This window comes from Oricola cellulosilytica, from assembly GCF_019966575.1.
In the GTDB taxonomy this organism is placed as follows: Bacteria; Pseudomonadota; Alphaproteobacteria; order Rhizobiales; family Rhizobiaceae; genus Oricola; species Oricola cellulosilytica.
In genome coordinates, this window is sequence record NZ_JAINFK010000003.1 from 420006 (window position 1) to 443555 (window position 23550).

Sequence of the window (23550 nt, forward strand, 5' to 3'; positions counted from 1 at the left end):
GATAGCCCGAGCCCGGACATCCGGGCTCGGACCCGCCCCAAGCCTTCCCGGAAAGGTTCATGATCGAAAACGCCCTCTCGGCGCTCGATGCGCTCTTCGACCCGGTTCGGCTGGCGGCGCTCTTCGCCGGGATGATCGTGGGCATGGTCTTCGGCATGCTTCCCGGACTGGGCGGCGTGGCCGCTGTCTCGATACTTCTGCCCTTTGTCTACTACCTCGACGGCTACTCCGGACTTGCGATGCTGCTGGGGGCGGTATCGGTCGTCTACACGTCGGACACCATCACCTCGGTTCTCCTGGGCGCACCGGGTTCGCCTGCATCGGCCCCAACCGCCATCGAAGGGCACGCGCTTGCCAAACAGGGACAGGCGGCACGTGCCCTCGGGGTCGGTTTCCTCGCCTCGATGGTCGGCGGGCTTATGGGCGCCGCAATCCTGTTCGTGGCCATTCCCGTTGCCGGGCCGATCGTATTGCTGCTGTCGACGCCCGAACTTTTCATGTTTGCGCTTGTCGGGCTCTTCTTCGCCGCGTCGATGATCGGAAAGGATCTCGCCAAGGGGCTCGCGGCCGCCTGCCTCGGAATCCTGCTCGGCGTGGTCGGTCCGGCCCAGGCGGCGGCCGATTTCCGCTACACCTTCGGCCAGGTCTACTTGCTGGACGGTTTCTCGCTCACCGTCGTGGCCCTGGGACTGTTCGGTGTGGCCGAGGTCATATCGATGCTCGCCGCCGGCGGCGGCATCAGTCACGAGCGGATGAAGGTTGCCCACTGGGGCACTGGTTTCCACGATTTCTGGCAGTCGAAATGGCTCGTGCTGCGGGCATCGGTGATCGGTGTGTTCGGGGGATTCGTGCCCGCCGTCGGCGCATCGGCCTCGACCTGGGTCGCCTACGGCCATTCGATGCGCTCGACGCGCGACAAGTCACGCTTCGGCCACGGCGAGATCCGGGGCATCGCCGCTTCCGAGGGCGCCAACAATGCGACCGTGATCTCGGACCTCGTTCCTACGCTCCTGTTCAGCGTGCCCGGAGGACCGGCGGCGGCGGTCTTTCTCGGCGCGCTGTTCTCGTTCGGATACTATCCAGGACCGCGCATGATCACGCAGAATCCGGACCTGATGTTCCTCATCGTCTGGTCAGTTGCGTTGACGTCGGTGGTCGGCGCGGCGGTCTGCTTTGCCATCACGCCCATGCTGGCACGGCTGACGCGCATTCCGTTCGCCATCATCGCCGCGCCGCTGGTGCTGATCATGGTCATCGGGGCTTATCAGTCGACCTCGACGATAGGCGACATCTTCTTGCTTTTCCTGCTTGGCGCTTTGGGCTGGATGATGAAGCATGGCGGATGGCCGCGGGCACCGGCCCTGGTGGGATTCGTGTTGTCCGGCCCCATGGAACAATATTTCTGGCTCACCAACCAGATCCACGGGTGGTCATGGCTGACACGGCCGGGTGTGATTCTCATAGGCTCGGTCATCGTCATCCCAGTCGTCGTATCTTCGGTCCGCTGGTTGCGCCACCGGGGGCAGCCCGCGCCGAGCGTGCCTGACCAGCCCGAAACAGTGGCCCAGGAGCCAAGCCAAGGTGTTGCGCTGGTGCTTGCCGGTGTCGCGACAGTGATGTTCATCTACGCGCTCTTTGAAATGTTCACGTTCAATCCTGCCTCGCGGCTGATGCCGGCCCTGACGATCGTGCCGGGGCTCCCGCTTGTGCTGTGGCTGCTGGCGCGCGGGATACGCGAGTACCGCAACGACTTTGGTCGCGACGCCAACGAACTCTGGATCCTTCTTGCGCTGGTCATATACGCTGTCGGCGTTTGGGCCATCGGCCTCAGCATTCCGACAATCGCGCTCATAACGTGGATGCTGTTGGCGCGCGCGCGCATGCGCGTCTGGACGAGCCTGCTGTACGGCGCCATCGTCTTCGTGGTCGTACGACTGCTTTTCGAACTCTTACGCGGTGACCCGCCCGTAGGAGCCATAATCCCCCTGAGCTAGACGTGAGAAGGCCAATGTCCGACATGATCGATCCAGAAATCATCGAGCCCAGCATCGATCCGGAAACGAAGAAGATCGGAGTCAGGCACGTCAAGGCAACCAACGCAGCCGGCACCCGCACCAAAATCCAGGTGCGGGACTTCGCGCCCGCCTACACCGACGAACCCGCTTCGCTCGGCGGCTCGAACACGGCCCCAAGCCCGCTGGAAACGGTTCTGATCGCGCTCGTCGGATGCGATGGGGTCATCATCAACGGCGTCGCGAAGGCCATGAATTTCTCCTACACCGGCGTCGACTTCGCCTGCCAAATCCAGATCGACGTGCGGGGCCCAAAGGGCGTTCCCGGCATCCGCCCTTATTTCGAGAGCGGCACGCTCGACATCAGCGTCTACTCGGACGAAACGGAGGCGAGATTCCGCCAGCTCTGCAAGAACGTCGAATTCCGTTGCCCGGTAATGAACTTGCTTGCCGCGGCGAATGTGGACATGACGGTCACGTGGAACCAGCGTCCCGCTTCGGAATACAGCGGCAACGTGGACTGAGCAGTACGCCGGCCAGGTGAGAAGACAAGAGGCTGAGCACAACGAACGTCCGCTTACCGCCGCCTGAGGAAGTATTCTGGGAGGAATTTGCCGGGATCACTCGCTCAGATGTCACAGCACGGCCTCCTCCCCCGTTTGCCGCACCGGCGCTACATGTCGACCAGCCCTGCCATCTGACTGACTTTCCTGTATCAATGCGGGTTATCGCCCTGCAATTGTTCGCCAGTGACCGCTTGCACCATCGCAGCCAGCTTGTAGCCCACTCCATGCACGGTGAGAAGGAGATCGGCGTCTGCGCCGGCGTCGGCTAGCTTCCGACGCAGCCGCACCATGTGCGTGTCAATGGCGCGGTCCGTGACCTGGATCGAGTTTCCGTAGACCGTGTGCAGAATTTCCTCTCGAGTCAGAACGTTGCCCTGCGCCCCGGCCAGCGCTTTCAACAAGGCGAATTCCGTGCTGGTTAGGCCGAGATCCAGGCGGTCGGGCCACCGGCGGGCGGTCGACTTGACCAAATCCAGCTCGATATTGGCGAAGCGGAGATTGGTGGGCGAACCGCCAACCTCCGGGTCCGGAACCGGATGCCGGCCATGCCGACGCAGGACAGACCGCACCCGCGCCAGCAATTCGCGCGGCTCGTAGGGTTTGGTGACGTAATCATCAGCTCCGAGTTCGAGTCCGACGACTCTGTCGAAGAGTTCGTCCCGCGCCGTCAGCATGATGATCGGCACATCGTTGGAGCGGCGCAACTGCCGCGCGGCCTCCATTCCGTCCTCGTCGGGCAAGATGAGATCCAGTACGATCAGATCGAAACGATCTTTCTCCACTGCGGCGAACAGTTCCGCGCAACTCGCCGCCGACGTGGCGCGATACCCGTGTTTCTTGAAGAACCGCTCCAGAAACGAGGTCAGTTGCCTGTCGTCGTCAACAATGAGAACGTGCTGCTGCATATCCCTCGTCGCCCAACCCTTGACCATCTGTCGTAGTCGACCTTGCGCGGGACGGCAACACGGAGGAAGGTTGGCCAATGGAAGCGTTGTCAGGTCGTGGATTGTCTCGTCCGCTGATCATCGTCTTGGCGGCCGTCGTCCTGTTGGCCATTACGGTCGCACTCGGCGCGACGTTGGGGCTTGCGACGCGCGTGCAGTTCCGTGAGATCGAGCAGAGCTGGGCCGAGTATTCCGGTGGAACAGAACGCAAGGCGATTCTCATCAGCAACCTGCGCGGCCATCTCGGCTATGGCGGCATCATCCACAATTTCAAGAACTATGTGCTGCGCCGCGAGCCGAGCTATCTGGAGACGACCCGCACGCAGATGCAGCGCTTCTACTCTGTTATCGCCGAGTTTCAGACGCTCAACCTGTCGGCTGAGGAAGCTCGTGCGCTCGACACCATTCTGGCGGCAATTAGAACCTACGAAGCAAAATTGCCCATCGCCATCAAAGCGGCTCAGGAGGGATGGGATCCGGAACGAACCGACGCACTGGTGCGCGTTGACGACAGCGCAGCGGTCGCGGCGCTTCACGACCTCGAGCAGATTTGGAAGGGTGTCCAGATAAGCAGTTCGCGCCGGATCGGCGCCGCGGTTACCGACGGGCAGTATCTGATCTGGCTCGGATTCATGTCGATCTTCGCGCTGGTGATCGTCGCGCTCCTGATCGGCTGGTTCGTCTTTCTGCTTGTTCGGAACCTGCATGGGGCGGTCAGCGATCTGGCCGCTCAACTGGCGGAACGACGGCGCCTCGAAAGCTCGGAGAGCCGGCTTGCCACAGCCGTCGAGCAGAGCCCCGCCACGATCATCATCACAGACACTGATGCGCGTATAGAATATGTCAATGCGAAATTCGAGGAACTCACCGGTTGGTCCCGCGATGAGATCCGCGGACAGACGCCGGCCTTTCTGCAATCCGGCGAGACATCCCCGCAGACCTATAATGAGATACGCGCCAGCCTGGCGGAGGGGCAGACGTGGCACGGCATCTTTCGCAACCGTAAAAGGGACGGCGCGAGCTACTGGACCGAAACGACGATTCTGCCGTTGCTCGCCAAGGACGGAACGACGAGAAACTTCATAGCCATCGGCGAGGACATCACGGAGAAACGCCACGCCAGGGATCAGGTGGTTCGCGCGCAGAAGCTTGAGGCGGTTGGTCAACTCGCAAGCGGCGTCGCGCATGATTTCAACAACATTCTGACGACCATCGTCGGATCGAGCCATCTGGCCGCCATGGATGCGCCGGGCGGCAGCGATCTTGCCGCCGAGGTCGCGCAGATCCAGATTGCTGCGCGCCGTGCGCAGTCGCTGGTAAGGGAACTGCTGACCTTCGCCCGGCGTGAACCAGGCCAAAAGAAGCCGGTGATCGTCGGGGCGATCGTCGCAGAGGTGGCCGGCCTTCTTAGGGCTTCCGTTCCGCCGTTTGTCAGGATCGTCTGTGCACCGCGATCCGATGATCTGGCGGTTCTCGGCGATCCGACACATCTGCACCAGATCCTGATGAATCTTTGCCGCAACGCAGCCGAGGCGATGAGCGGCAACCCGGGCACGATCACGGTTTTCCACGAACCATGCGGCCCACCGGAGAACCAGCGAGCGCGACCGGACGGATGGGTTAGGCTGTGTGTCTCGGACGACGGCCCGGGAATGACGGCGGAAACGCAAGCACACTTGTTCGAGCCATTTTTTACCACAAAGCCAATCGGCAAGGGCTCGGGACTTGGGCTCGCGGTCGTTTACGGTCTCGTCGACGATATGGGCGGACAAATCGCGGTGGAGAGCGCCCTTGGCAAAGGCAGCCGGTTTACGTTGATCCTTCCACGCGCGTTCGCCACTGCCGGCGAGGCGATCGACGAGCACAGCGCCCTGCCCCGGGGGACCGAGCGACTGATCCTGATCGATGACGAGGCCGAGGTGGCCGGCACGTTCCGGAGATTGTTGCTCCGGCTAGGTTACAAAGTCGAGGCGTTTACGGCGCCGCTCCAGGCGCTTGAGCGGTTCCGGCAGGATCCGGCGCGCTTCGACCTGGTGATTTCCGACATGGTGATGCCCGAGATGAGCGGCGAGGTGCTGATGCAACAGTTCCGAGCATTGCGACCCCACATCCCGGTTCTGTTCTGCAGCGGTTACAAACCGCATCATATCGACCTGCCGGGTGCCGAGCCCGAGGTTCTGGACAAGCCTGTGGAGCCGGGACGGCTTGCCAGGAGCATTCGCGCCTTGCTCGACCGGTAGGCAGTTCCGTGCGTAATTAAACCCGGCGCAAGACCGCCCCGTCACAAAACGTCACAAATCCTCACAGCTCGCAATCCCGCCCGCAACATATGGGCGGAAAAGCCATGGTAACAACAACGCTGATTGAGATCGCGCCATGCCCTCGAATGGCAGTCAGCCACACGGGGCAACCTGCGGAAAGGTGAGGGAGAACAATGATGATGAGAATTGGCATTGTGTCCTGCGTGGTCGTCCTCCTCGGCGGCACAGCCATCGCGCAGGATGTCACCCCGGAGCCTGGACTGGAGTTGAATGCCGCTAGAGCCGAACTGGGTAAGCGGCTGTTCTACGACACGCGTCTCTCCGGCGACACGTCACTGTCCTGTGCGAGCTGCCATCAGCCCGACAAGGCATTCACCGACGGCGCGGCGCTCTCCGCCGCGTATACCGGTGCGGCGCATTTCCGGAACACGCCCACGCTCGCCAACGCGGGTTTTCGCGATGCGTGGCTGCACGACGGCCGTCTGGGAACCAACCTCAACGACGTTGCGCGGGAGATGATCACCGAGACCTACTTGATGAACATGGACATGCGGATCATGCAGGAGCGCCTGAAGCAGGATCCGATCTATGTGGAAATGTTCGCGACTGCCGGCATGTCGGAGCCGTCGAACGGCGGCGCCCGCAACGCGCTGATGGATTTCGTCAAGACCATCCAGTCGCGCAACGCGCCGATCGACACAGGCGAGATGTCTGCCGCCGCGCAACGAGGCCAGGGCATCTTCGAGGGAAAGGGCGGATGTGCAAGCTGCCATGCCGGCGTACGGTTCACCGATGATCGGCCGCACAATACCGGCGTGCCCAACAATCCGGAGATCTGGACCGATGCGGAGCGTCACTCGGCCTTCGTGACCTATGCCAAGTTCTTCGGCGTGCCGAACTACATGAACCTGCGCGAGGATCTGGGTGCCTATGTCCGCAATCGTCGCGACGGGACCCGGCGAAGCTTCCTCACGCCGACGCTCCGCGAGCTGACCTGGACTGCGCCATACATGCACAATGGCATCTTCGCGACACTGGAGGAGGTGGTCGACTTCTACGACGCGGGCGGCGGGGACGATCCCTTGAAGGACGAAAGCCTTCGGCCGCTTGGCCTGGTTCCAAGCGAGAAGGACGACCTCATTGCCTTCCTCGAAAGCCTCAGCGGCGACAGCTTTGACACCGAAGCCTATGTCTGGCGAGAGGATGATTACGACTACTCACTGATCGAAAATTGGCGCGACGTGCCGAATTGAGGGAGGCCATGATGACCGCACGCAGCATACTCACCGCAGCGGCGTTGGCAGTGCTCGCCATTCCCGCGCTGGCGCAGGACAACCCCCGGCCCGAGGGTCTCGCACCGTTGGGTCCACCCCCGATCCCGGCCGACAATCCGATGACGCCGGAGAAGATCGCCCTCGGCGAGAAGCTCTTCTTCGATCCGGTGCTTTCAGGCAACTACGCGATGCCCTGCTCGTCCTGCCATCTGCCCGATGCCGGCTGGGCCGTGCAGAGCCCGATCAGCTTCGGATATCCGGGTACGACCCATTGGCGCAACAGCCAGACGGTGATCAATTCGGCCTATTACGGCAAACTGTTCTGGGCCGGCGCTTCCGGTTCGCTGGAGCATCAGGCCCGTTCGGCCGCCCGCGGGGGTGTCGCCGGAAATGGCGAGGACGACATGATGGAGGCACGTCTTGCCTTCATCCCGGAGTACCGCAAGGCATTCCGCGAGGTGTTCGGCGATGACTGGCCGAGCGTCCGCCACGCCTATATGGCGATCGCGGCATATGAGCGTACGCTGGTACAGACCGACACGCCGTTCGACGAATACATGCGTGGCGATGACGACGCGCTGACCGACGAGCAGAAGCGGGGCCTGGAACTGTTTGCCGGAAAGGCGAACTGCATCGCGTGCCACAACGGCCCGCTGCTGACGAACGAGGCCTACTACAACCTCGGCGTCCCGCCCTACGAGGGTTGGGAGACCGACGAACTCGCCCAGATCACCTTCCGCTTCGAACTCTACGCCAAGGGCGTGACCGAAGAGATGTATCGCGCAACGAAGGATGATCCCGGGCTGTATTTCCGGACGAAGCAGAAAGCCGACAAGGGAAAGTTCCGGGTGCCGTCTCTCCGCTACACCGCCTACACCTTTCCCTACATGCACAATGGCATGCTGGAGACGCTTCGCGATGTCGTGACGTTCTACAACGAGGGCGGTGGCGAAAATGAATTCGCCGCGACAAAAACCGGTCTGATCCAGCCTCTTGGGCTCAACGAGACCGAAGTCGACGAACTTGTAGCGTTCTTGGAAAGCCTCAGCGGCGAGGAAATCCTGCCGGAAGAGCCGGAAACTCCGGAGATGCAGCCGTTGCCGGTCGCTCAGAACTGACGAGGAGCAGGAAAATGAAGAACGTTGATCCGAAAATCCTCGCAGCCATCAATGGCAACAACGGAGAAGCCGAGAAGGCGGGCACGCGCCGCTGCCTCATGAACCGGCGCCAGTTCCTCCTGACAGGAGGAATCGCCACGACGGTCGTGATGGTCGGCATCCCTGGCCTCGCCCAGGCCCAGACACCGGCTGCTGTCTCGACATATCCGCGCAAGCTCATCGCGAAGCTGAGCGAACTCGAAACGGACGTGCCTTTCGATTTCGAATACCCGGACGAGGGCGAATACGCGGAATCGATCCTCGTCAAGCTCGGCCGCGAGGCCGGTGGCGGCATTGGCCCCGAGAAGGACGTCGTTGCCTTCAACTACACCTGCACCCATCAGGGCGGCCCCCTGCAAGGAACCTATCAGGCCGCCGATAAGGCGCTTGGCCCTTGCCCGCTGCATCTAACGACTTTCGACCTGACCCGGCATGGCATCTTCATCGCCGGACAAGCCTATCAGTCGCTGCCGCAGGTGCTGCTGGAACTCGATGGCGACGATATCTACGCCGTCGGCATGTTCGGCCTGATCTACGGCCGCTTCGACAATCTGCAGGGCTGAGGAGGAACACGAGATGTCCACACCCTATTACGTCCCGGAAACCTCCGTTCCGCTGCCGCCCCCCGATGCGGATGTGGTTTCAACGGCATGCGACTATTGCATCGTCGCCTGCGGCTACAAGGTTTATCGCTGGCCTGTTGCCGGCGGCCGCAACGGCGGTCCAAAGGCCGAGGAAAACGCCTTCGGCGAAGATTTTCCGGTCGCTCCGCTCGGTGCGTGGGTTGCGCCGAACCAGCACAACATCGTGCTGCACAATGGCGAGCCGCACCACGTGGTGATCATTCCCGACAAGGAGACCGAATTCGTCAACTACTCGGGCAATTCGTCGATTCGTGGCGGCGCCATCGCCCAGAAGGTTTACAATCCACAAACGCCGACCCGCGACCGGCTGAAATCGCCAATGGTTCGGATGTTCGGTGTGCTGATGCCCGTGACCTGGGATTTCGCATTGGATATCGCAGCCGAGGTGGGCAATCACGTGCTGGAGAAGCACGGCACGAACGCCTACGGCGTCAAGACATTCTCCTATGGCTATATGGAGAACACCTATGCGATCACGAAATATGCGCTTCGTCATGTGCGCACGGCGAACTTCACCTTTCACGACACGCCTTCGGACGTGACGTCGACCCCCGGTTTCCGGGATGCCGGCTTCGACAATTTCGGACCGAGCTATGACGACTGGGCCGATGCGGACACGCTTTTGATGTGTGGCACGGACCCCTACGAATCGAAAACCATTCTCTTCACCGATTTCATCATGCCGGCGATCCAGAATGGACAGAAGACAATCTTCCTGCTGCCGCGCCGGACTTCCGGGACGGCCTTTGCTGAGAAGAATGGCGGCATGGTCATCGACATCCAGCCCGGCACCGATTTGCCGGTGGTGCTCGCTATCGCGCGGGTGATCGTCGAGAACGGCTGGGAAGACCGGGAGTGGATCCAGAAATGGGTCAACAATAAATGGGAAAGCTCGTCCGGTTTCGGCCAGGGCACGCGCAACACGCCGTGGCAATGGCGCACGACTTGGGGCAAGTTCCAGACCGCCGGCTTCGATGACTGGAAGGAGTGGCTTCTCGCCCAGGATTATTCGGTGCCGGAGAAGGCTGCTGAAATTGCGCAGATCGACGTTCAGAAGATCTACACCGCAGCGGAGTGGATGGCAAAGCCCCGCGAGGATGGCTCGCGTCCCAAGACCTCCATCATGATCGAAAAAGGCTTTTACTGGTCGAATAACACCGGCAACACGCAAGCCATTTCGGCGCTCGGGATCACCGTCGGGGCGGGAGGCCGGCCCGGTCAGGTGATTGGCCGCGCCGGCGGCCACCAGCGCGGCGGTCTGCGCGGAGGCAGCTATCCGCGCAACAAGTCGCCCGAAAAGCTGCCCGGCCGGCGCCGCCGCGCGATGGACACCGACCGCTACCTGATGTCGGGCCACACGCGGCTGGCCCATGTCATCGGCACCACCTGGGTGCAGGCGATGTGCGGATCGCAATCGCTTCAGGCCAAGTTCGACGAGCTGACGACACGCAATCCGCATCAGGTAATGAGCTTCGACAGGCAGGACATCGTCGACACCCTCAAGCGGCGCGCGGATTCTGGCGGCATGGTAGTCTGGAACCAGGACATCTATCTGGTCGACCCGATCGGCGCGCGATATGCCGATATCATCTTCCCCGCATCGGGATGGGGCGAGGAAACCTTTACCCGGGCCAATGGCGAACGCCGCATTCGGCTCTATCCAAAGTTCTACGATGCGCCCGGCGAGGCGAAACCCGATTGGTGGATCATCGCCCAGCTCGCAAGAAAAATGGGTTTCGAGGGTTTTGACTGGCAGAACTCGAACGATGTGCTGGAGGAAGGTGCTCGCCATTCTCGTGGCAGCCGTAAGGACTTCAACATGGTCAAGGTGGCGGCCCAGCGCGAGGGCAGAACTCTGCACGAGAAACTTGGCGAGTTCGGCACCAATGGCATCCAGGGGCCGGTGCTCATGGACATCGACGGCAATCTTGTCGAGACGAAGCGCCTCCACGACGTTGATCGCGTGTTGCCAGACATCGGTCCGGTCGGGGCGACCGTGTTCAACAAGAAGCTGACGCATTTCAACAGCCAGACGGGGAAGTGCAATATCCAGAAGGCGCCTTGGGACCTGTTCTCGAGCTACTGGGAATGGCTGCGTCCCCGCGAGGACGAGATCTGGATCAGTTCGGGGCGTATCAACGAGCGGTGGCAATCCGGCTACGATGACCGTCGACGGCCCTATATCGTTCAGCGCTGGCCGGAAAACTGGATCGAGTTGCATCCCTCGGTCGCCGAGGCGCGCGGCATCGAAAGCGGCGATTATGTGCAGGTCTACTCGGATCGGATTCCGGTTCAGAAGGACACGATTATCGGAGTGGAGGACAGCGACTTTGATTTCGCCTCGCTCATGAAGAACGGGCATATCGAGCTGACGCGCGCATCGATCACTGCGGTGGCGATCGTCACACCGGCGGTCAAGGAGAACCTCGGCTATATGGACTTCCTGCATACCTCCCAGCCGGCCAACGCGCTTGCGGGCCGCGTCGTCGACTGGATCAGCGGCAACTACAACTACAAAATGGGCGTCGGAAAAGTGCGGAAGATGGGCGAAAGCCCGTACAAGACGCAGTTCCGCTCCATGTCGTTCGCCCGCCGCGACATAGCCTGAAGCAAACCCGGTCGTCTGGCACTTTCTGGCGGTCGGCCGCATGCGGAAACCTTGGGGAACGCCAATGCAAGCGCAAACTGACCACGTGAGGGAGGACATCTCTCTTGTCACTGCGCTGTCGCGATATCTGGACAGCGATAATGAAGTCTTGCGCTCCGCTGCAATCCGTGCGGTCGCGACGCTCGATGGCGATCCGGACGCCCGTAGACTCCTGTTGCTGGAGGCGTTGCTCGACCCGGATCCCGATATCCGCGGCGATGCAATGGAAGGACTTCGGGGCATTGCCTTGCGCGACGACGCCGAAACGATCCGGCGGTCGCTAGAGGGAGACCCGGACCGCGAGGTGAAGTTGGACGCGATTGATCTCCTTACGCAAATCGGAGACCTCGGCTCGACGGACCTGCTCCGCGCGCTCGTTCGATCGAGCAGTGATGATCGCGTCGCATGGGAGGCGGAAGGCAGCGATTGGGAGGATTGGCTGGACATCCAGATTGCGTCGATCGCCGCGCTCGGTGCGCTCGGTGTGACGGAGGCGATCGAGGATCTCCTGGCCGCGAGGGACGATGAGTGCGGGCAGACGCTCGACGTGCAGGTGTTTCGCGCCTTGGCCACCATGGGTGCGGAGGGAACCGAAAGATTATTGATGCTGATGGATCAGGAGAGCGGATTGGGCAGGAGACGGGTTCTCGATTCCCTCGCCAGCGCCGATCCGGACGCGCTGCTCCGGCATCTCGAGACATTGCTGTCCTCAGCTGATGCACAACTGCGCGGCATGGCTGTGCCGCTGCTCGATCCCGACGATTCTCGCGCAAGGGCGCTCGTGGTCGACGACCCCGATCCGGATGTACGCCGCCTGTCGATCTGCCATTTCGCACCGGTGCAACCGGACCTCGCCATCATAGGCCTTTCTGACGCTTCTGAAACGGTTCAGGCGGAGGCGCTCGATCATCTTTCCCGGCCAATCACGTCGGAACTCCACGAAGCGCTTGTCGACAACATGCTGGCCTGGCTGCAAAACGGCGGGTCTGCGCTCGCAACTACGACGGCGCGTAATCTGCCGCTCTATGCACCGAACCGGGCAGAGGGGCCGCTGCTGGGCTTGATCGAGGACACGGGTCGGCCGCTGGAAGCACGCCTTGCCGCCGTGGCCTCGCTGGCGGCCGTCCATCCGGCCGTCGCGACGTCTCGATACGGCGCGCTGCTTGCGAACCCCGCACAACAAGTTCGGGTCGCCTCCCTCGTCGCACTGCGGGACCGTGCGGAGGCGGGGGACATGGAGGCGCTGACGGTTCTCCACGAGGCGATCGCTGGTACGCTGCCGCTGCCCGACCGGCCCACGCGGGAAAGGCCGGAACAAGGTGGCCCCGATCTCGCGTTGCCCAAGGGTGAAGGCCCTGGCGTACGGCGTATCCGCATCACGCCGGATGGTGACATTGTCGAGGATGCGGGCAGGGATCCGGAAGCAGCGTCCACACTTGACGCAATCCTTGACGAGCAGGAGGGTGGTTCCGAGCCTGAGCTCGCTGAGAACACTCCGGAAGAAGCCGGCGGGAAGCGACGCAAACGCCGGCCGGTCGAGGGACCCGATGAAATCGCCGAGAGCGTCGCGCTCGACGCGATGCGGCTGTGCGCCGGATTGGGCGTCGACCCGATTGGCGCGGCCATCCTTTCTCGCTGCCTCGACCCGGTCACCGAAATTCGGTTGACGGCCTGGGTAGCACTCTCGTCCTTTTGCCAGGTCGCAGGAAAATATCCGGAGGCGATGGCCGCTGCTCAGGCTGCCTTCTCCGACCCCGAACCCGGGATCCGGCTGGCCGCTTTCTCTATCCTGACTTTAGGGGATTTAGCTCCCGACGTATTGGCGGCGGCAATCAAGGACAGCGACGCGCTTGTTCGCGCAGCGGCCATACGCCACCTTCCTGGGGAAATGGCAGTGGAACTGATCGCCGACGATGCGCTTGCCGTTCGCATGGCCGCCTGCGAGGCCATTCTTTCGTTCGGTTCGGATGCCATGATCGGTGCGGCGGTCAACCGGTTGCTGACAGCCGAACGAGCCGACGCGCTTTCAATTGTATTGGCCGATGCCCCGCATGCCCTGCGAATGGCGGCGATCACCCTCTCAGACGCGCATCTTTCGCCGCGCAAGGCGCTCGTGATCCTGCAAGCTCTTGCGAACCGCGCATCGGTGCGCAACGCTGACGGTCGGCCCCGCGCTGAACCGGCTCTGTCGTGAACATCGTCTTTGTCAGTGCGCCCCCCAAGGGCGACAACGATCTGCTGCTGTCGCGCTTTGCCGATTGCGTTGCGGCCAGGGGGATCAGGGCTTGTGGCATTGTGCAAAACAATGTTGAGCGCTGTGACCGTCTGCCGTGCGACATGGAGGCGAAGGTCCTGCCGGACGGTCCGCGTCTTCGCATTTCGCAGTCACTCGGCAGGGGCGCGCGCGGCTGCCGGCTCGACTCGGGCGCGCTGGAAGAGGCGGTTGGCCTTGTTAGCACGCATATTCAAGGAGGTGCTGACCTTCTTATTGTGAACAAGTTCGGCAAGCACGAGGCCGCCGGACGTGGCATGCGCGAAGTCATTGGCGAAGCGTTGTCGCGCGATATTCCGGTCATTGTCGGCCTCAATCCGCTCAATGCGGCCCCCTTCATCGAATTCACCGGTGGCGAGGCTGTCGGACTGCCTGCCGATCTCGGTGCATTGATGGCTTGGGTGGAAAGCGTGGTCTCGCAAGAGGAGCGACACGGAGAGCTGGCATAATGGTCGAATGCACCGCAATCGAAATGCTGTATCCAAGCGACCGTATCGGGGTTCGAATCCCCCTCTCCGCCACGCTCTGCAACGCGACGTTGAAGGCGAGCACGGTGGACATCCTGTTCTAGCTCCGCATTTCGCCGATTCACAGCCCTTGCAAACTCCCGGGAAATGGAAAAGAGATGCGCAATGCTCGTCTCGCGGGTTCACCGATTCATTTCTCCGCTCAACACCCGTATCCCGGTCGACGGGGATATGCTTCCACTGTGGAAGCTCGAGCTGTACAGCCTGAACCGTGCGTTCTGCGGCGCGCTGCTCGTAGCGCTTCCTTTGCTGTACACGATGGAAATGTGGGACCGCCCACGGCTTCTCCCGGGATGGCTGGTGGTCTTATGGATGATCTTTGGCGTGTTTCTTTGCGCCGCATTTTTCCTCTTTTCCGGTTTTAGGAAGGAAAACCTCAAGCGGTCTGTCGTACTTGATGGCGTGACTTCGATGGGTGTCGGGATCTTTGCCAGCGCGATGACGCTGCTTCTTATCGGACGTTATCAGTGGGGGGAATCACTCGACATCATCGCGCGCCTTGTGGCTCTGGAGTCCGTGCCTACGGGGATGGGCGCGAGCGTAGCGATCTCGCAACTCGGCGGGCGTGGCGCCGTGGCCCGGTCGAACCCGGCATCTCGCATTAATCCCGATCTCAGGGCGCTGCTTGCCACTTTTTTAGGGGCGTTGCTGTTCTCGTTCAATATTGCGCCGACGGTGGAACATCAGGTCATCGCGCAATCGGTGGGTGGGTGGCACGTTGCCGGTATCGCCCTCTTTTCACTCATAACATCATGGCTTCTGGTCTTTCACACCCGGACCGAAGGTGTGAGCGGCGACGAACGCGTCGCGCTAACCGACACATTTTCCAGCACCATCTTCAGTTACCTCAGCGCCCTCATTGCCTCCTACGCGATGCTATGGCTCTTCGGCTATCTGACTCCCGGCATGCCCCTGCACCTCCAGGTCGTTCACACAATCATTCTCGGCTACGCCGCTACCCTTGGGGGCGCCGCGGGCCGGATACTTCTATGACGCGGGAACATCTCAGATGAGCAAGACGGACAGCGACCATGACGATGGCGACGAAAAGGTGCATGACGACCCCCCCACCATAGTTGAATGGGTCACCCGATTGGCCGCTGCCGTGCTGGTGATCGGGTTATTCGGGTATCTTCTCTGGCATGCGACCGATTTGAACAAGCCGGCGGCGTTCGACTTCACGGTGGAGGGGGACAAGGCTGAGCGTATGGGGACCGTTTGGCGCACGCCAGTCACAGTAACGAACACGGGTGATGAGGGGGTGAAAGAGCTCAAGATTTCTGCCGACGTTCCTGGGGTGAAGCAAACCTACACCTTGCTCGTGTCCCAGATCGGTCCCGGCGAACGTTACGATTTCACACTCTTCCTGCAAGACGATCCGCGCGAACTTCCACCGGTGTTCCGGGTGGAGTCGCACCAGTAGAGGGCACCGATGCTCGGAGCCGGAAGAGGCCGGCCGGACCTTGCTCCTTTCAGGCGAGACGGCTCTCCAGCAGACCGCCGCTGCCGCTGAGGATCGGATAGGCCACGGTCGCCAGCAGCGAATTGATTTCCTTGAGCGCCCTCACGATCTCGAGATGCATGTTGCTCGTCTCGATGCTCGACACCTCGCCCGACTGAAGCCGCCGAAGATGCCTCTCGTGGCTGCTCCTTTCGAGCCGGCGCATCTGTTCCTTTTCCTTGACGAGCTGCCGGGCCGAATCGAGGTCGCCCGAAATCAGGACATTGAGCGCCAATTGCAGGTTCGATGTGACACGGGCGTGAAGCGCGTTCATCTCGCTCCACCCGGCCGGAGAAAACCGCAGACGCCTCGCCATTTTTTCCTCGGCCAAGGGCATCAGCGTCTTGGCGATGATGTCGCCGACATGCTCCAGATTGATCGCGAAATCCGTCAGTTCGACGCCGCGCCGCGCCTCCTCCTCCGACAGTTCACCCCGGTTGACCTCGGCAAGGAACAGCTTGATCTCCGTGTGGGCGCGGTTGACCTCCCGATCGAGTTTGCGGACCATCGCGATCCTGTCGGACGCGCCATGATCGAAAAGGTCCATCACCGGCCGGAACATCCTCTCGACCGTCTCGCCCATGCGCAGCAACTCGCGGGTTGCACTGGCGAGCGCGAGGCTGGGTACATCGATGACGGAACGGTCGAGCGCGCTCGCCGGGCCGGCAAGCCCGGTCATTTCATCCCCGCCTGCCCCGCCCAAAACGGCCGTGGTCAGCCGCGCCATCAAGCCGGCGAGCGGCAGGCTGACGGCGACGAGCACGACATTGAACGCCAGATGCGCGTTGACGAGTTGCCGCGCTTCGGTTCCTCCCAGATACTCCATCGGCAACGGAAACAGCTGGATCGCCGCCAGCGCCAGGAGCGCGAACGTCCCGCGGAAGAGGAGGTTGCCAAGGGTAATCCGGCGCGCCTCCAGTCCCAGCCCGCGGGTCAGCCAAACGGCGATTATTCCGCCACCGGCATTCGCACCCAGCACCATCGGAAGCGCGACCTCCAGCGGCAGCAGGCCTTGTTGGGCGAAGGAGACCAGCAGCAACACCGCCGCCACCGACGAATGAAACAGCCAGGTGGCGAGCGCGGCGACGGCAAATGACGTGATCGGGTCGTTGCTGAGATAGCCCGTGATCTGAGGCAGGATCTCGCTATGGCGCAGCGGCTCCGTGGAGCTGGCAATCATCTGGAGCGCTATCAGTATGAAGGCGATGCCAAGCAGAATGCGCCCGATCTGGCGAATCTGGCGGCCCTCGAACTTCAGGAACATCGTCGCGCCGACCAGCAGCAGCACCGGCACCAGCGCCGACAGATCGATCGAGAGGATCTGCACGACGAGGGCCGAGCCGAGATCGGCGCCGATCAGCGTCGCGATTCCCGCGGGCAGCGGCAGGATCCCGCTCGCCGCGAAACCGGCGGCCAAGACCCCCACGGCCGTCGAGCTCTGCAGGAAGACCGCGAGGATACATCCGGCCCCGGCAGCCGTGACGTGGGAGCCTGTCGTCTCGCGCAAGGCTTTCTTCAGCGAGGTCCCGTAAGCGCGCTCGACGCCCGTGCGCACCATTCGCACGGCCCAAAGCAGCAGCATCACCGCAGCGGCAAGATTGAGCAGAAGAACTGTCGGGTGCATTTATTTCTCCGGCCGACGGCAGACCAATGAAAACCGGCGGGCGCCAGGGAGAAGCAATGAAATCCCCTTTCCGCACGGTTTGCAACTTGGATCGGTACACCCCGGGGATTCGTCATCCCAAGGGCAGCCGGGTTTCCGGAACCGACGGACGAATTCTAGAAGAACGCCTGCAGACCGGTTTGCGCGCGGCCAAGGATCAGAGCGTGCACGTCGTGCGTTCCCTCGTAGGTGTTGACCGTTTCGAGGTTCTGCGCGTGCCGCATGACGTGGTATTCGGCCATGATGCCGTTGCCCCCGTGCATGTCGCGTGCCGCGCGGGCGATGTCTAGCGCCTTGCCGCAATTGTTGCGCTTGACGAGGCTGATCGCTTCCGGAGCGGCGGTGCCTTCATCCATCATCCGTCCGACCCGCAGCGAAGCCTGCAGCCCCAGCGTGATCTCGGTCTGCATGTCGGCGAGTTTTTTCTGGTAGAGCTGCGTCTGCGCGAGAGGCCGGCCGAACTGCATGCGTTCGAGCCCGTATTGCCGGGCTCTCCGCCAGCAGTCCTCGGCCGCGCCCATTGCGCCCCACGAGATACCGTAGCGGGCCCGGTTGAGGCACCCGAACGGGCCCTTCAGTCCTTCCACGTTCGGCAACAGCGCGTCATCCCCGACCTCGACGCCATCCATGACGATTTCGCCGGTGACCGAGGCGCGAAGAGACAGTTTTCCGCCGATCTTCGGAGCGCTCAGACCCTTCATGCCCTTTTCGAGGACGAAACCGCGGATCTTGCCGTCATGCGCATCGGATTTCGCCCAGACGACGAACACGTCCGCGACCGGACTGTTGGAGATCCACATTTTCGCGCCGCTGAGGCGGTAGCCTCCGTCGATTTTCTGGGCGCGGGTCTTCATCCCGCCCGGATCCGATCCGGCGTCGGGTTCGGTCAGGCCGAAGCAGCCGATCCACTCGCCCGCCGCGAGCTTGGGCAGATATCTCTTGCGCTGCGCATCGGAGCCGTAGGCGTGGATCGGGTACATGACGAGCGATGACTGGACGCTCATCATCGAGCGGTAGCCGGAATCGACGCGTTCGACCTCTCGGGCGACAAGGCCGTAGGCAACATAGGATGCGCCGATACCGCCATACTCCTCGGGTATGGTGACGCCGAGCAGACCCATACCGCCCATCTCGGCAAATATTTCCGGTTCGACAGTTTCCTTCAGATAGGCGTCGGTGACGCGCGGAAGAAGCTTCTCCGCCGCATAGGCGGCCGCACTGTCCGCGATCATCCGTTCGTCTTCGCTGAGCTGCTCGGCCAGCCGGAACGGATCCTCCCAGTCGAAATCGGAGAGCGTGGGGCCATGACCGGCCTTGTGGTCTTGCAACATCTTTCAGCTCCATCGAGAAAGCCACCGGTACAATAGGCAACTTTCAGTTCCTGCGTGCAAGCGGCAAAGGCTCTGTTTGCGCCGCACAATGCATTTGGATATGTAACGGCTTCAACACGCGTTGACCGGGGGCCGTCTCTTGCCAATCTCGAAAATTCTCGTCGCCAATCGATCGGAAATCGCCATTCGGGTGTTCCGGGCAGCCAACGAACTCGGCATCCAGACGGTGGCGGTCTGGGCCGAGGAGGACAAGCTTGCTCTGCACCGCTTCAAGGCCGACGAGAGCTATCAGGTCGGACGCGGACCGCATCTCGACCGCGATCTCGGCCCGATCGAAAGCTATCTGTCGATCGAGGAGATCCTTCGGGTCGCGCGCCAGTCGGGGGCGGACGCCATTCACCCAGGTTATGGTCTTCTCTCCGAAAGTCCTGAATTCGTGGAGGCGTGCGCGGAAGCGGGCGTGACCTTCATCGGCCCGAAGCCGGGAACCATGCGGTCGCTGGGCAACAAGGTCGCGGCCCGCAATTTGGCCATTTCCGCCGGGGTGCCGGTCGTGCCCGCCACCGAACCGTTGCCCGACGACATCGCGGCGGTAAAGAAACTGGCCGCCGAAATCGGCTACCCCGTGATGCTCAAGGCCTCGTGGGGCGGCGGTGGCCGTGGCATGCGCGCGATCCGGTCCGAAAAGGAGATCGAGCGGGAAGTCGTCGAGGCGAAACGCGAGGCGATGGCCGCCTTCGGCAAGGATGAGGTTTATCTCGAGAAGCTGGTCGAACGGGCGCGCCACGTGGAAGTGCAGATTCTCGGCGACACCCATGGCAACCAGGTCCACCTGTTCGAGCGCGACTGTTCGATCCAGCGCCGCAACCAGAAGGTCGTCGAGCGGGCGCCGGCCCCCTATTTCGATGACGCGCAGCGCGCCGAGCTTGCCGGTTATGCGCTGAAGATCGCGAAGAAAACCGACTATATCGGCGCCGGTACCGTCGAGTTCCTGATGGATGCCGACACCGGCAAATTCTACTTCATCGAGGTCAATCCGCGGATCCAGGTCGAGCACACGGTGACCGAGGAGGTCACCGGGATCGATATCGTCAAGGCGCAGATCCACATTCTGGATGGCGCGGCGATCGGCAAACCGGAATCGGGCGTTCCGGCACAAGGCGATATCAAGCTCAATGGCCACTCCTTGCAGTGCCGGATCACGACCGAGGATCCGGAGCAGAATTTTATCCCGGATTACGGACGCATTACCGCCTATCGCGGGGCGACGGGCTTCGGCATCCGGCTCGATGGCGGCACGGCCTATTCAGGCGCGGTCATCACCCGGTTCTACGATCCGCTTCTGGAGAAAGTAACTGCCTGGGCGCCGACGCCGGAGGAGGCGATTAAACGGATGGACCGTGCGCTGCGGGAGTTCCGTATCCGCGGCGTGGCGACCAATCTGACGTTTCTGGAAGCGATCATCAGTCATCCGAAGTTTCACGACAATTCATACACGACGAAGTTCATCGACACGACGCCCGAACTGTTTGCCCAGGTGAAGCGGCAGGATCGCGCAACGAAGCTGCTGACCTATCTGGCCGACGTCACGGTCAACGGACATCCGGAAACCAAGGACCGACCGCGGCCGCCGGCGGATGCGGCGAGGCCACACGTGCCGTGGGTCGGCATTCCCATTCCCGAGGGAGGGACGAAGCGTCGGCTCGACGAACTCGGCCCGGCCGGCTTCGCCAAATGGCTGCGCGAGCAAAAACAGGTGCTGGTCACCGACACGACCATGCGAGACGGTCACCAGAGCCTGTTGGCGACGCGCATGCGGACCGCCGATATCGTCGCGATCGCGGGAACCTACGCGCGGGCGCTTCCCGAACTCCTGTCGCTGGAATGCTGGGGCGGCGCCACCTTCGATGTGGCCATGCGGTTTCTTACCGAAGATCCGTGGGAGCGTCTCGCCGGCATTCGCGAGCAGGCTCCCAACATCCTGCTGCAAATGCTGCTGCGCGGCGCCAATGGCGTCGGCTACACCAACTATCCGGACAATGTGGTCAAGCACTTCGTCCGCCAGGCCGCTGAGGGCGGCATCGACCTGTTCCGCGTCTTCGACTGCCTCAACTGGGTCGACAACATGCGCGTTGCGATGGACGCGGTGTGCGAAGAGAACCATATCTGCGAGGCGACCATCTGCTACACGGGCGATATCCTAAACTCCGCGCGCCCCAAATACGACCTCAAATATTATATCGATCTGGCCCGCGAACTGGAAGCGGCCGGTGCCCATATGCTTGCGGTCAAGGACATGGCGGGCCTGCTCAAGCCGGAGGCCGCGCGCCAACTCTTCAAGGCATTGCGGGATTCGACCGATCTTCCGATTCACTTCCACACCCACGACACCTCCGGCATTTCCGCGGCGACGGTGCTCGCTGCGGTGGAATCCGGCGTCGACGCGATCGACGCGGCCATGGATGCGCTCTCCGGCAACACCTCGCAGCCGTGCCTTGGCTCGATTGTCGAGGCGCTGGCGGGCACAGAGCGCGATCCTGGCCTTGATACCGAATGGATCCGCAAGATCTCCTTCTATTGGGAGGCTGTGCGCGGCCAGTATGCCGCCTTCGAGAACATCTCGCAGTCCCCGGCCTCGGAAGTCTATCTCCACGAGATGCCCGGCGGTCAGTTCACCAACCTGAAGGAGCAGGCCCGAGCGCTCGGACTGCAGACGCGCTGGCACGAGGTCGCGCGCGCCTATCACGACGTCAACATGATGTTCGGCGACATCGTCAAGGTGACGCCCTCCTCGAAGGTGGTTGGCGACATGGCATTGATGATGGTCAGCCAGGACCTTAGCGTCGAAGACGTGAAGGACCCGGACAGGGATATCTCCTTCCCGGATTCGGTCGTGTCGATGATGCGCGGGGATCTCGGCCAGCCGCCTTCGGGGTGGCCGAAGGCAATCCAGAAAAAGGTCCTGAAGGGGGAGAAGGCTTACACCGATGTTCCAGGCTCTCTTTTACCCCCGGCCGATCTAGCCGAAAAGCGAAAGGAGATCGAACAGGTCGTCGAGCGCAAGGTGAGCGAGTTCGAACTCGCCTCTTACCTGATGTACCCGAAGGTCTTCACGGATTTCGCACGCGCACAGGCCATGTACGGACCGGTCAGCGCTCTTTCCACGCCGGTGTACTTTTACGGGCTGGAGCCGGGGGAAGAGGTGTTTGTCGAGATCGAAAAAGGCAAGACGCTCGTCATGCGCTGCCTTGCCGTCGGCGAGACCGACGAAAAGGGGATGGTCACGGTATTCTTCGAGCTGAATGGCCAGCCGCGCCGCATCAAGGTACCGGATCGGGCGCATGGCGCTTCGGGAGGCTTGGTCCGTCGGAAGGCGGAGGCGGGCAACGAAGCGCAGGTTGGCGCGCCGATGCCCGGCGTCATCTCGACGGTCGCCGTTTCGTCAGGCCAGCAGGTCAAATCAGGCGACGTGCTGGTGTCCATCGAAGCGATGAAGATGGAAACTGCAATCCATGCGGAGCGCGACGGAACGATCGCCGACGTTCTGGTGAAGGCCGGCGATCAGATTGATGCAAAGGACCTGCTGATTCTTTACGGATAGATCACTCGCGTCAGATAGCGCCGATCAGCATCAGAATGATCACGATGACGAGGATTGTGCCGACAATGCCGAGCGGGGCGTTGCCGAAGCGGCCGCGCGCCGGAATTGCGCCGAGAAGAAGCAGGATAAGAATAATTACGAGAATTGTGCCGAGCGTCATGGCCGTCCCTTTCCGTTAAATCTTTTCGCTAAACGCGGCGATCACATTTCCGTTCCCTGATCAACAACCGGCGCCGCGACGTCATCAGCGGCGAAGGTTCCGCTTGCTTCTACGTTCATGCACGTTTATGCATGTTCATGCATGATGTGAGATTCGGGAATCGCGAATTGCTGCTTGCGGAAAGACAGGACCTGATCATGGGCCGGCTCGCGGCCGAGGGACGGGTGATTGCTTCCGATCTGGCCGCGGAGTTGCGGGTGTCGGAAGATACTATCCGGCGCGATCTCCGGGAAATGGCCGCAAGGGGTTTATGCGACCGGGTCTATGGCGGCGCATTGCCCGTCACCGGAAGGGCTGGTTCGCTGTCCGAGCGTACGGGCATTGACACAGCCGGAAAGGCGGCGCTGGCTTGTGCAGCGGTGCAGTGGGTGGGCGAGAATGCCGTTCTGTTCCTCGACGCCGCCTCCAGCAACCTTGCGATCGCCCAGGCGTTGCCGGAGGGCCGTTCGCTGACTTGCGTCACCAACGCGCCGCGGATCGCTGCCGTGATCGCAGACCGGAAGGACTGCGAGGTGATCGTGATCGGAGGAACGGTGGATCATGAGATCGGTGCGAGCGTGGGGGCACATGCCGTCCGTGAAGCGGCCTTTTTTAGGCCGGATGTCTGTTTTCTGGGGGCATGCGGCGTCGATGCTGCAGCCGGCGTCACCGCGTTTCATGCAGAAGACGCCGAGTTTAAACGCATCATCGCGGCGCGAAGCGGCGCTGTCGTTGTCCCGGTGACGAATGCGAAACTCGGCAGGGCCGCACCCTATTGCGTCATGCCGGTGAGCGAATGTTCCGCCGTCATCGTCGAGCAGGACGCAGCCGAAGCGGCCGTCGCCGCATGCCGGGAGGCCGGCGCGATGATCGAGTTCGCAGGATGAGAGTAGATCGTTCAGGGCCGAGCCCCTCCCAAGGCGCCCGGGACGGCGGGTTCGCGACATCAGG

General features: G+C 62.1%; 18 protein-coding genes. 14 read left to right on the forward strand and 4 right to left on the reverse strand.

Features of this window, described 5'->3' with window-relative positions:
• The first annotated feature begins 59 nt into the window (after nucleotides 1-59).
• Both LC298_RS09605 and LC298_RS09610 read left to right on the forward strand, forming a co-directional pair.
• Nucleotides 60-1994, forward strand: a complete 1935-nt coding sequence (locus LC298_RS09605) for a tripartite tricarboxylate transporter permease (protein WP_131569215.1) — start codon at nucleotides 60-62, stop codon at nucleotides 1992-1994.
• A 14-nt stretch (nucleotides 1995-2008) separates the two neighbouring features.
• On the forward strand, nucleotides 2009-2536 hold the full coding sequence (locus LC298_RS09610; RefSeq protein WP_131569217.1) for an OsmC family protein: 528 nt from the start codon (nucleotides 2009-2011) through the stop codon (nucleotides 2534-2536).
• Between the two features lie 191 nt (nucleotides 2537-2727).
• On the opposite strand, the gene LC298_RS09615 is transcribed toward LC298_RS09610, so the two are convergent.
• Nucleotides 2728-3483: a response regulator transcription factor gene (locus LC298_RS09615; RefSeq protein WP_131569219.1), complete on the reverse strand. Its 756-nt coding sequence runs from the start codon at nucleotides 3481-3483 to the stop codon at nucleotides 2728-2730.
• Nucleotides 3484-3560: 77 nt separating this feature from the next.
• Between LC298_RS09615 and LC298_RS09620 the strand changes: the two genes are divergently transcribed.
• The 10 genes from LC298_RS09620 (at nucleotide 3561) to LC298_RS09660 (ending at nucleotide 15727) form a co-directional block, all read left to right on the forward strand.
• A complete protein-coding gene (locus tag LC298_RS09620; protein ID WP_131569221.1) occupies nucleotides 3561-5762 on the forward strand; it encodes a hybrid sensor histidine kinase/response regulator in 2202 nt (733 codons plus the stop codon).
• A 194-nt stretch (nucleotides 5763-5956) separates the two neighbouring features.
• Complete coding sequence (locus LC298_RS09625; RefSeq protein ID WP_199223282.1) at nucleotides 5957-7036, forward strand: cytochrome-c peroxidase; 1080 nt, start codon at nucleotides 5957-5959, stop codon at nucleotides 7034-7036.
• An 11-nt stretch (nucleotides 7037-7047) separates the two neighbouring features.
• A complete protein-coding gene (locus tag LC298_RS09630; RefSeq protein ID WP_199223283.1) occupies nucleotides 7048-8175 on the forward strand; it encodes a cytochrome-c peroxidase in 1128 nt (375 codons plus the stop codon).
• 14 nt (nucleotides 8176-8189) lie between these two features.
• Nucleotides 8190-8777 (forward strand): arsenate reductase (azurin) small subunit, encoded by a 588-nt coding sequence (locus LC298_RS09635; RefSeq protein ID WP_131569227.1) that lies wholly within the window; start codon nucleotides 8190-8192, stop codon nucleotides 8775-8777.
• A gap of 13 nt (nucleotides 8778-8790) precedes the next feature.
• Nucleotides 8791-11466, forward strand: a complete 2676-nt coding sequence (locus LC298_RS09640; RefSeq protein ID WP_131569230.1) for an arsenate reductase (azurin) large subunit — start codon at nucleotides 8791-8793, stop codon at nucleotides 11464-11466.
• 64 nt (nucleotides 11467-11530) lie between these two features.
• On the forward strand, nucleotides 11531-13699 hold the full coding sequence (locus LC298_RS09645; RefSeq protein WP_158284776.1) for a HEAT repeat domain-containing protein: 2169 nt from the start codon (nucleotides 11531-11533) through the stop codon (nucleotides 13697-13699).
• On the forward strand, nucleotides 13696-14226 hold the full coding sequence (locus LC298_RS09650; RefSeq protein ID WP_131569234.1) for a DUF2478 domain-containing protein: 531 nt from the start codon (nucleotides 13696-13698) through the stop codon (nucleotides 14224-14226). Before LC298_RS09645 ends, LC298_RS09650 begins: the two co-directional genes overlap by 4 nt.
• Nucleotides 14226-14348: a hypothetical protein gene (locus tag LC298_RS18025; RefSeq protein WP_263289090.1), complete on the forward strand. Its 123-nt coding sequence runs from the start codon at nucleotides 14226-14228 to the stop codon at nucleotides 14346-14348. The genes LC298_RS09650 and LC298_RS18025 overlap by 1 nt, the downstream gene beginning before the upstream one ends.
• 61 nt (nucleotides 14349-14409) lie before the next feature.
• Entirely contained in the window at nucleotides 14410-15297 is an 888-nt protein-coding gene (locus tag LC298_RS09655; protein WP_158284777.1) for a DUF2391 family protein, read from the forward strand.
• Between the two features lie 16 nt (nucleotides 15298-15313).
• Nucleotides 15314-15727: a hypothetical protein gene (locus LC298_RS09660; protein WP_131569238.1), complete on the forward strand. Its 414-nt coding sequence runs from the start codon at nucleotides 15314-15316 to the stop codon at nucleotides 15725-15727.
• A gap of 49 nt (nucleotides 15728-15776) precedes the next feature.
• On the opposite strand, the gene LC298_RS09665 is transcribed toward LC298_RS09660, so the two are convergent.
• Both LC298_RS09665 and LC298_RS09670 read right to left on the reverse strand, forming a co-directional pair.
• Nucleotides 15777-17429, reverse strand: a complete 1653-nt coding sequence (locus tag LC298_RS09665; RefSeq protein WP_131569241.1) for a Na/Pi cotransporter family protein — start codon at nucleotides 17427-17429, stop codon at nucleotides 15777-15779.
• Nucleotides 17430-17584: 155 nt separating this feature from the next.
• Nucleotides 17585-18799, reverse strand: a complete 1215-nt coding sequence (locus LC298_RS09670; RefSeq protein WP_131569243.1) for an acyl-CoA dehydrogenase — start codon at nucleotides 18797-18799, stop codon at nucleotides 17585-17587.
• A gap of 139 nt (nucleotides 18800-18938) precedes the next feature.
• Between LC298_RS09670 and pyc the strand changes: the two genes are divergently transcribed.
• Nucleotides 18939-22400: a pyruvate carboxylase gene (pyc, locus tag LC298_RS09675; protein WP_131569245.1), complete on the forward strand. Its 3462-nt coding sequence runs from the start codon at nucleotides 18939-18941 to the stop codon at nucleotides 22398-22400.
• Nucleotides 22401-22410: 10 nt separating this feature from the next.
• Here pyc and LC298_RS09680 read toward each other — a convergent pair whose 3' ends face one another.
• Complete coding sequence (locus LC298_RS09680; protein ID WP_131569247.1) at nucleotides 22411-22560, reverse strand: DUF3309 family protein; 150 nt, start codon at nucleotides 22558-22560, stop codon at nucleotides 22411-22413.
• A 137-nt stretch (nucleotides 22561-22697) separates the two neighbouring features.
• Between LC298_RS09680 and LC298_RS09685 the strand changes: the two genes are divergently transcribed.
• Nucleotides 22698-23486 (forward strand): DeoR/GlpR family DNA-binding transcription regulator, encoded by a 789-nt coding sequence (locus LC298_RS09685; RefSeq protein WP_131569249.1) that lies wholly within the window; start codon nucleotides 22698-22700, stop codon nucleotides 23484-23486.
• The last annotated feature ends 64 nt before the right edge of the window (nucleotides 23487-23550 follow it).

Bases quoted from the DNA above. Each gene is read 5' to 3' on its own strand.
- LC298_RS09655 (WP_158284777.1), top strand. From the start codon at position 14,410: ATGCTCGTCTCGCGGGTTCACCGATTCATTTCTCCGCTCAACACCCGT.
- LC298_RS09610 (WP_131569217.1), top strand. From the start codon at position 2,009: ATGTCCGACATGATCGATCCAGAAATCATCGAGCCCAGCATCGATCCG.
- LC298_RS09605 (WP_131569215.1), top strand. From the start codon at position 60: ATGATCGAAAACGCCCTCTCGGCGCTCGATGCGCTCTTCGACCCGGTT.
- LC298_RS09680 (WP_131569247.1), bottom strand. From the start codon at position 22,560: ATGACGCTCGGCACAATTCTCGTAATTATTCTTATCCTGCTTCTTCTC.
- LC298_RS09660 (WP_131569238.1), top strand. From the start codon at position 15,314: ATGAGCAAGACGGACAGCGACCATGACGATGGCGACGAAAAGGTGCAT.
- LC298_RS09665 (WP_131569241.1), bottom strand. From the start codon at position 17,429: ATGCACCCGACAGTTCTTCTGCTCAATCTTGCCGCTGCGGTGATGCTG.
- LC298_RS09625 (WP_199223282.1), top strand. From the start codon at position 5,957: ATGATGATGAGAATTGGCATTGTGTCCTGCGTGGTCGTCCTCCTCGGC.
- LC298_RS09670 (WP_131569243.1), bottom strand. From the start codon at position 18,799: ATGTTGCAAGACCACAAGGCCGGTCATGGCCCCACGCTCTCCGATTTC.
- LC298_RS09615 (WP_131569219.1), bottom strand. From the start codon at position 3,483: ATGCAGCAGCACGTTCTCATTGTTGACGACGACAGGCAACTGACCTCG.
- LC298_RS09620 (WP_131569221.1), top strand. From the start codon at position 3,561: ATGGAAGCGTTGTCAGGTCGTGGATTGTCTCGTCCGCTGATCATCGTC.
- LC298_RS09640 (WP_131569230.1), top strand. From the start codon at position 8,791: ATGTCCACACCCTATTACGTCCCGGAAACCTCCGTTCCGCTGCCGCCC.
- LC298_RS09685 (WP_131569249.1), top strand. From the start codon at position 22,698: ATGCATGATGTGAGATTCGGGAATCGCGAATTGCTGCTTGCGGAAAGA.
- LC298_RS09635 (WP_131569227.1), top strand. From the start codon at position 8,190: ATGAAGAACGTTGATCCGAAAATCCTCGCAGCCATCAATGGCAACAAC.
- LC298_RS09645 (WP_158284776.1), top strand. From the start codon at position 11,531: ATGCAAGCGCAAACTGACCACGTGAGGGAGGACATCTCTCTTGTCACT.
- LC298_RS09630 (WP_199223283.1), top strand. From the start codon at position 7,048: ATGACCGCACGCAGCATACTCACCGCAGCGGCGTTGGCAGTGCTCGCC.
- LC298_RS18025 (WP_263289090.1), top strand. From the start codon at position 14,226: ATGGTCGAATGCACCGCAATCGAAATGCTGTATCCAAGCGACCGTATC.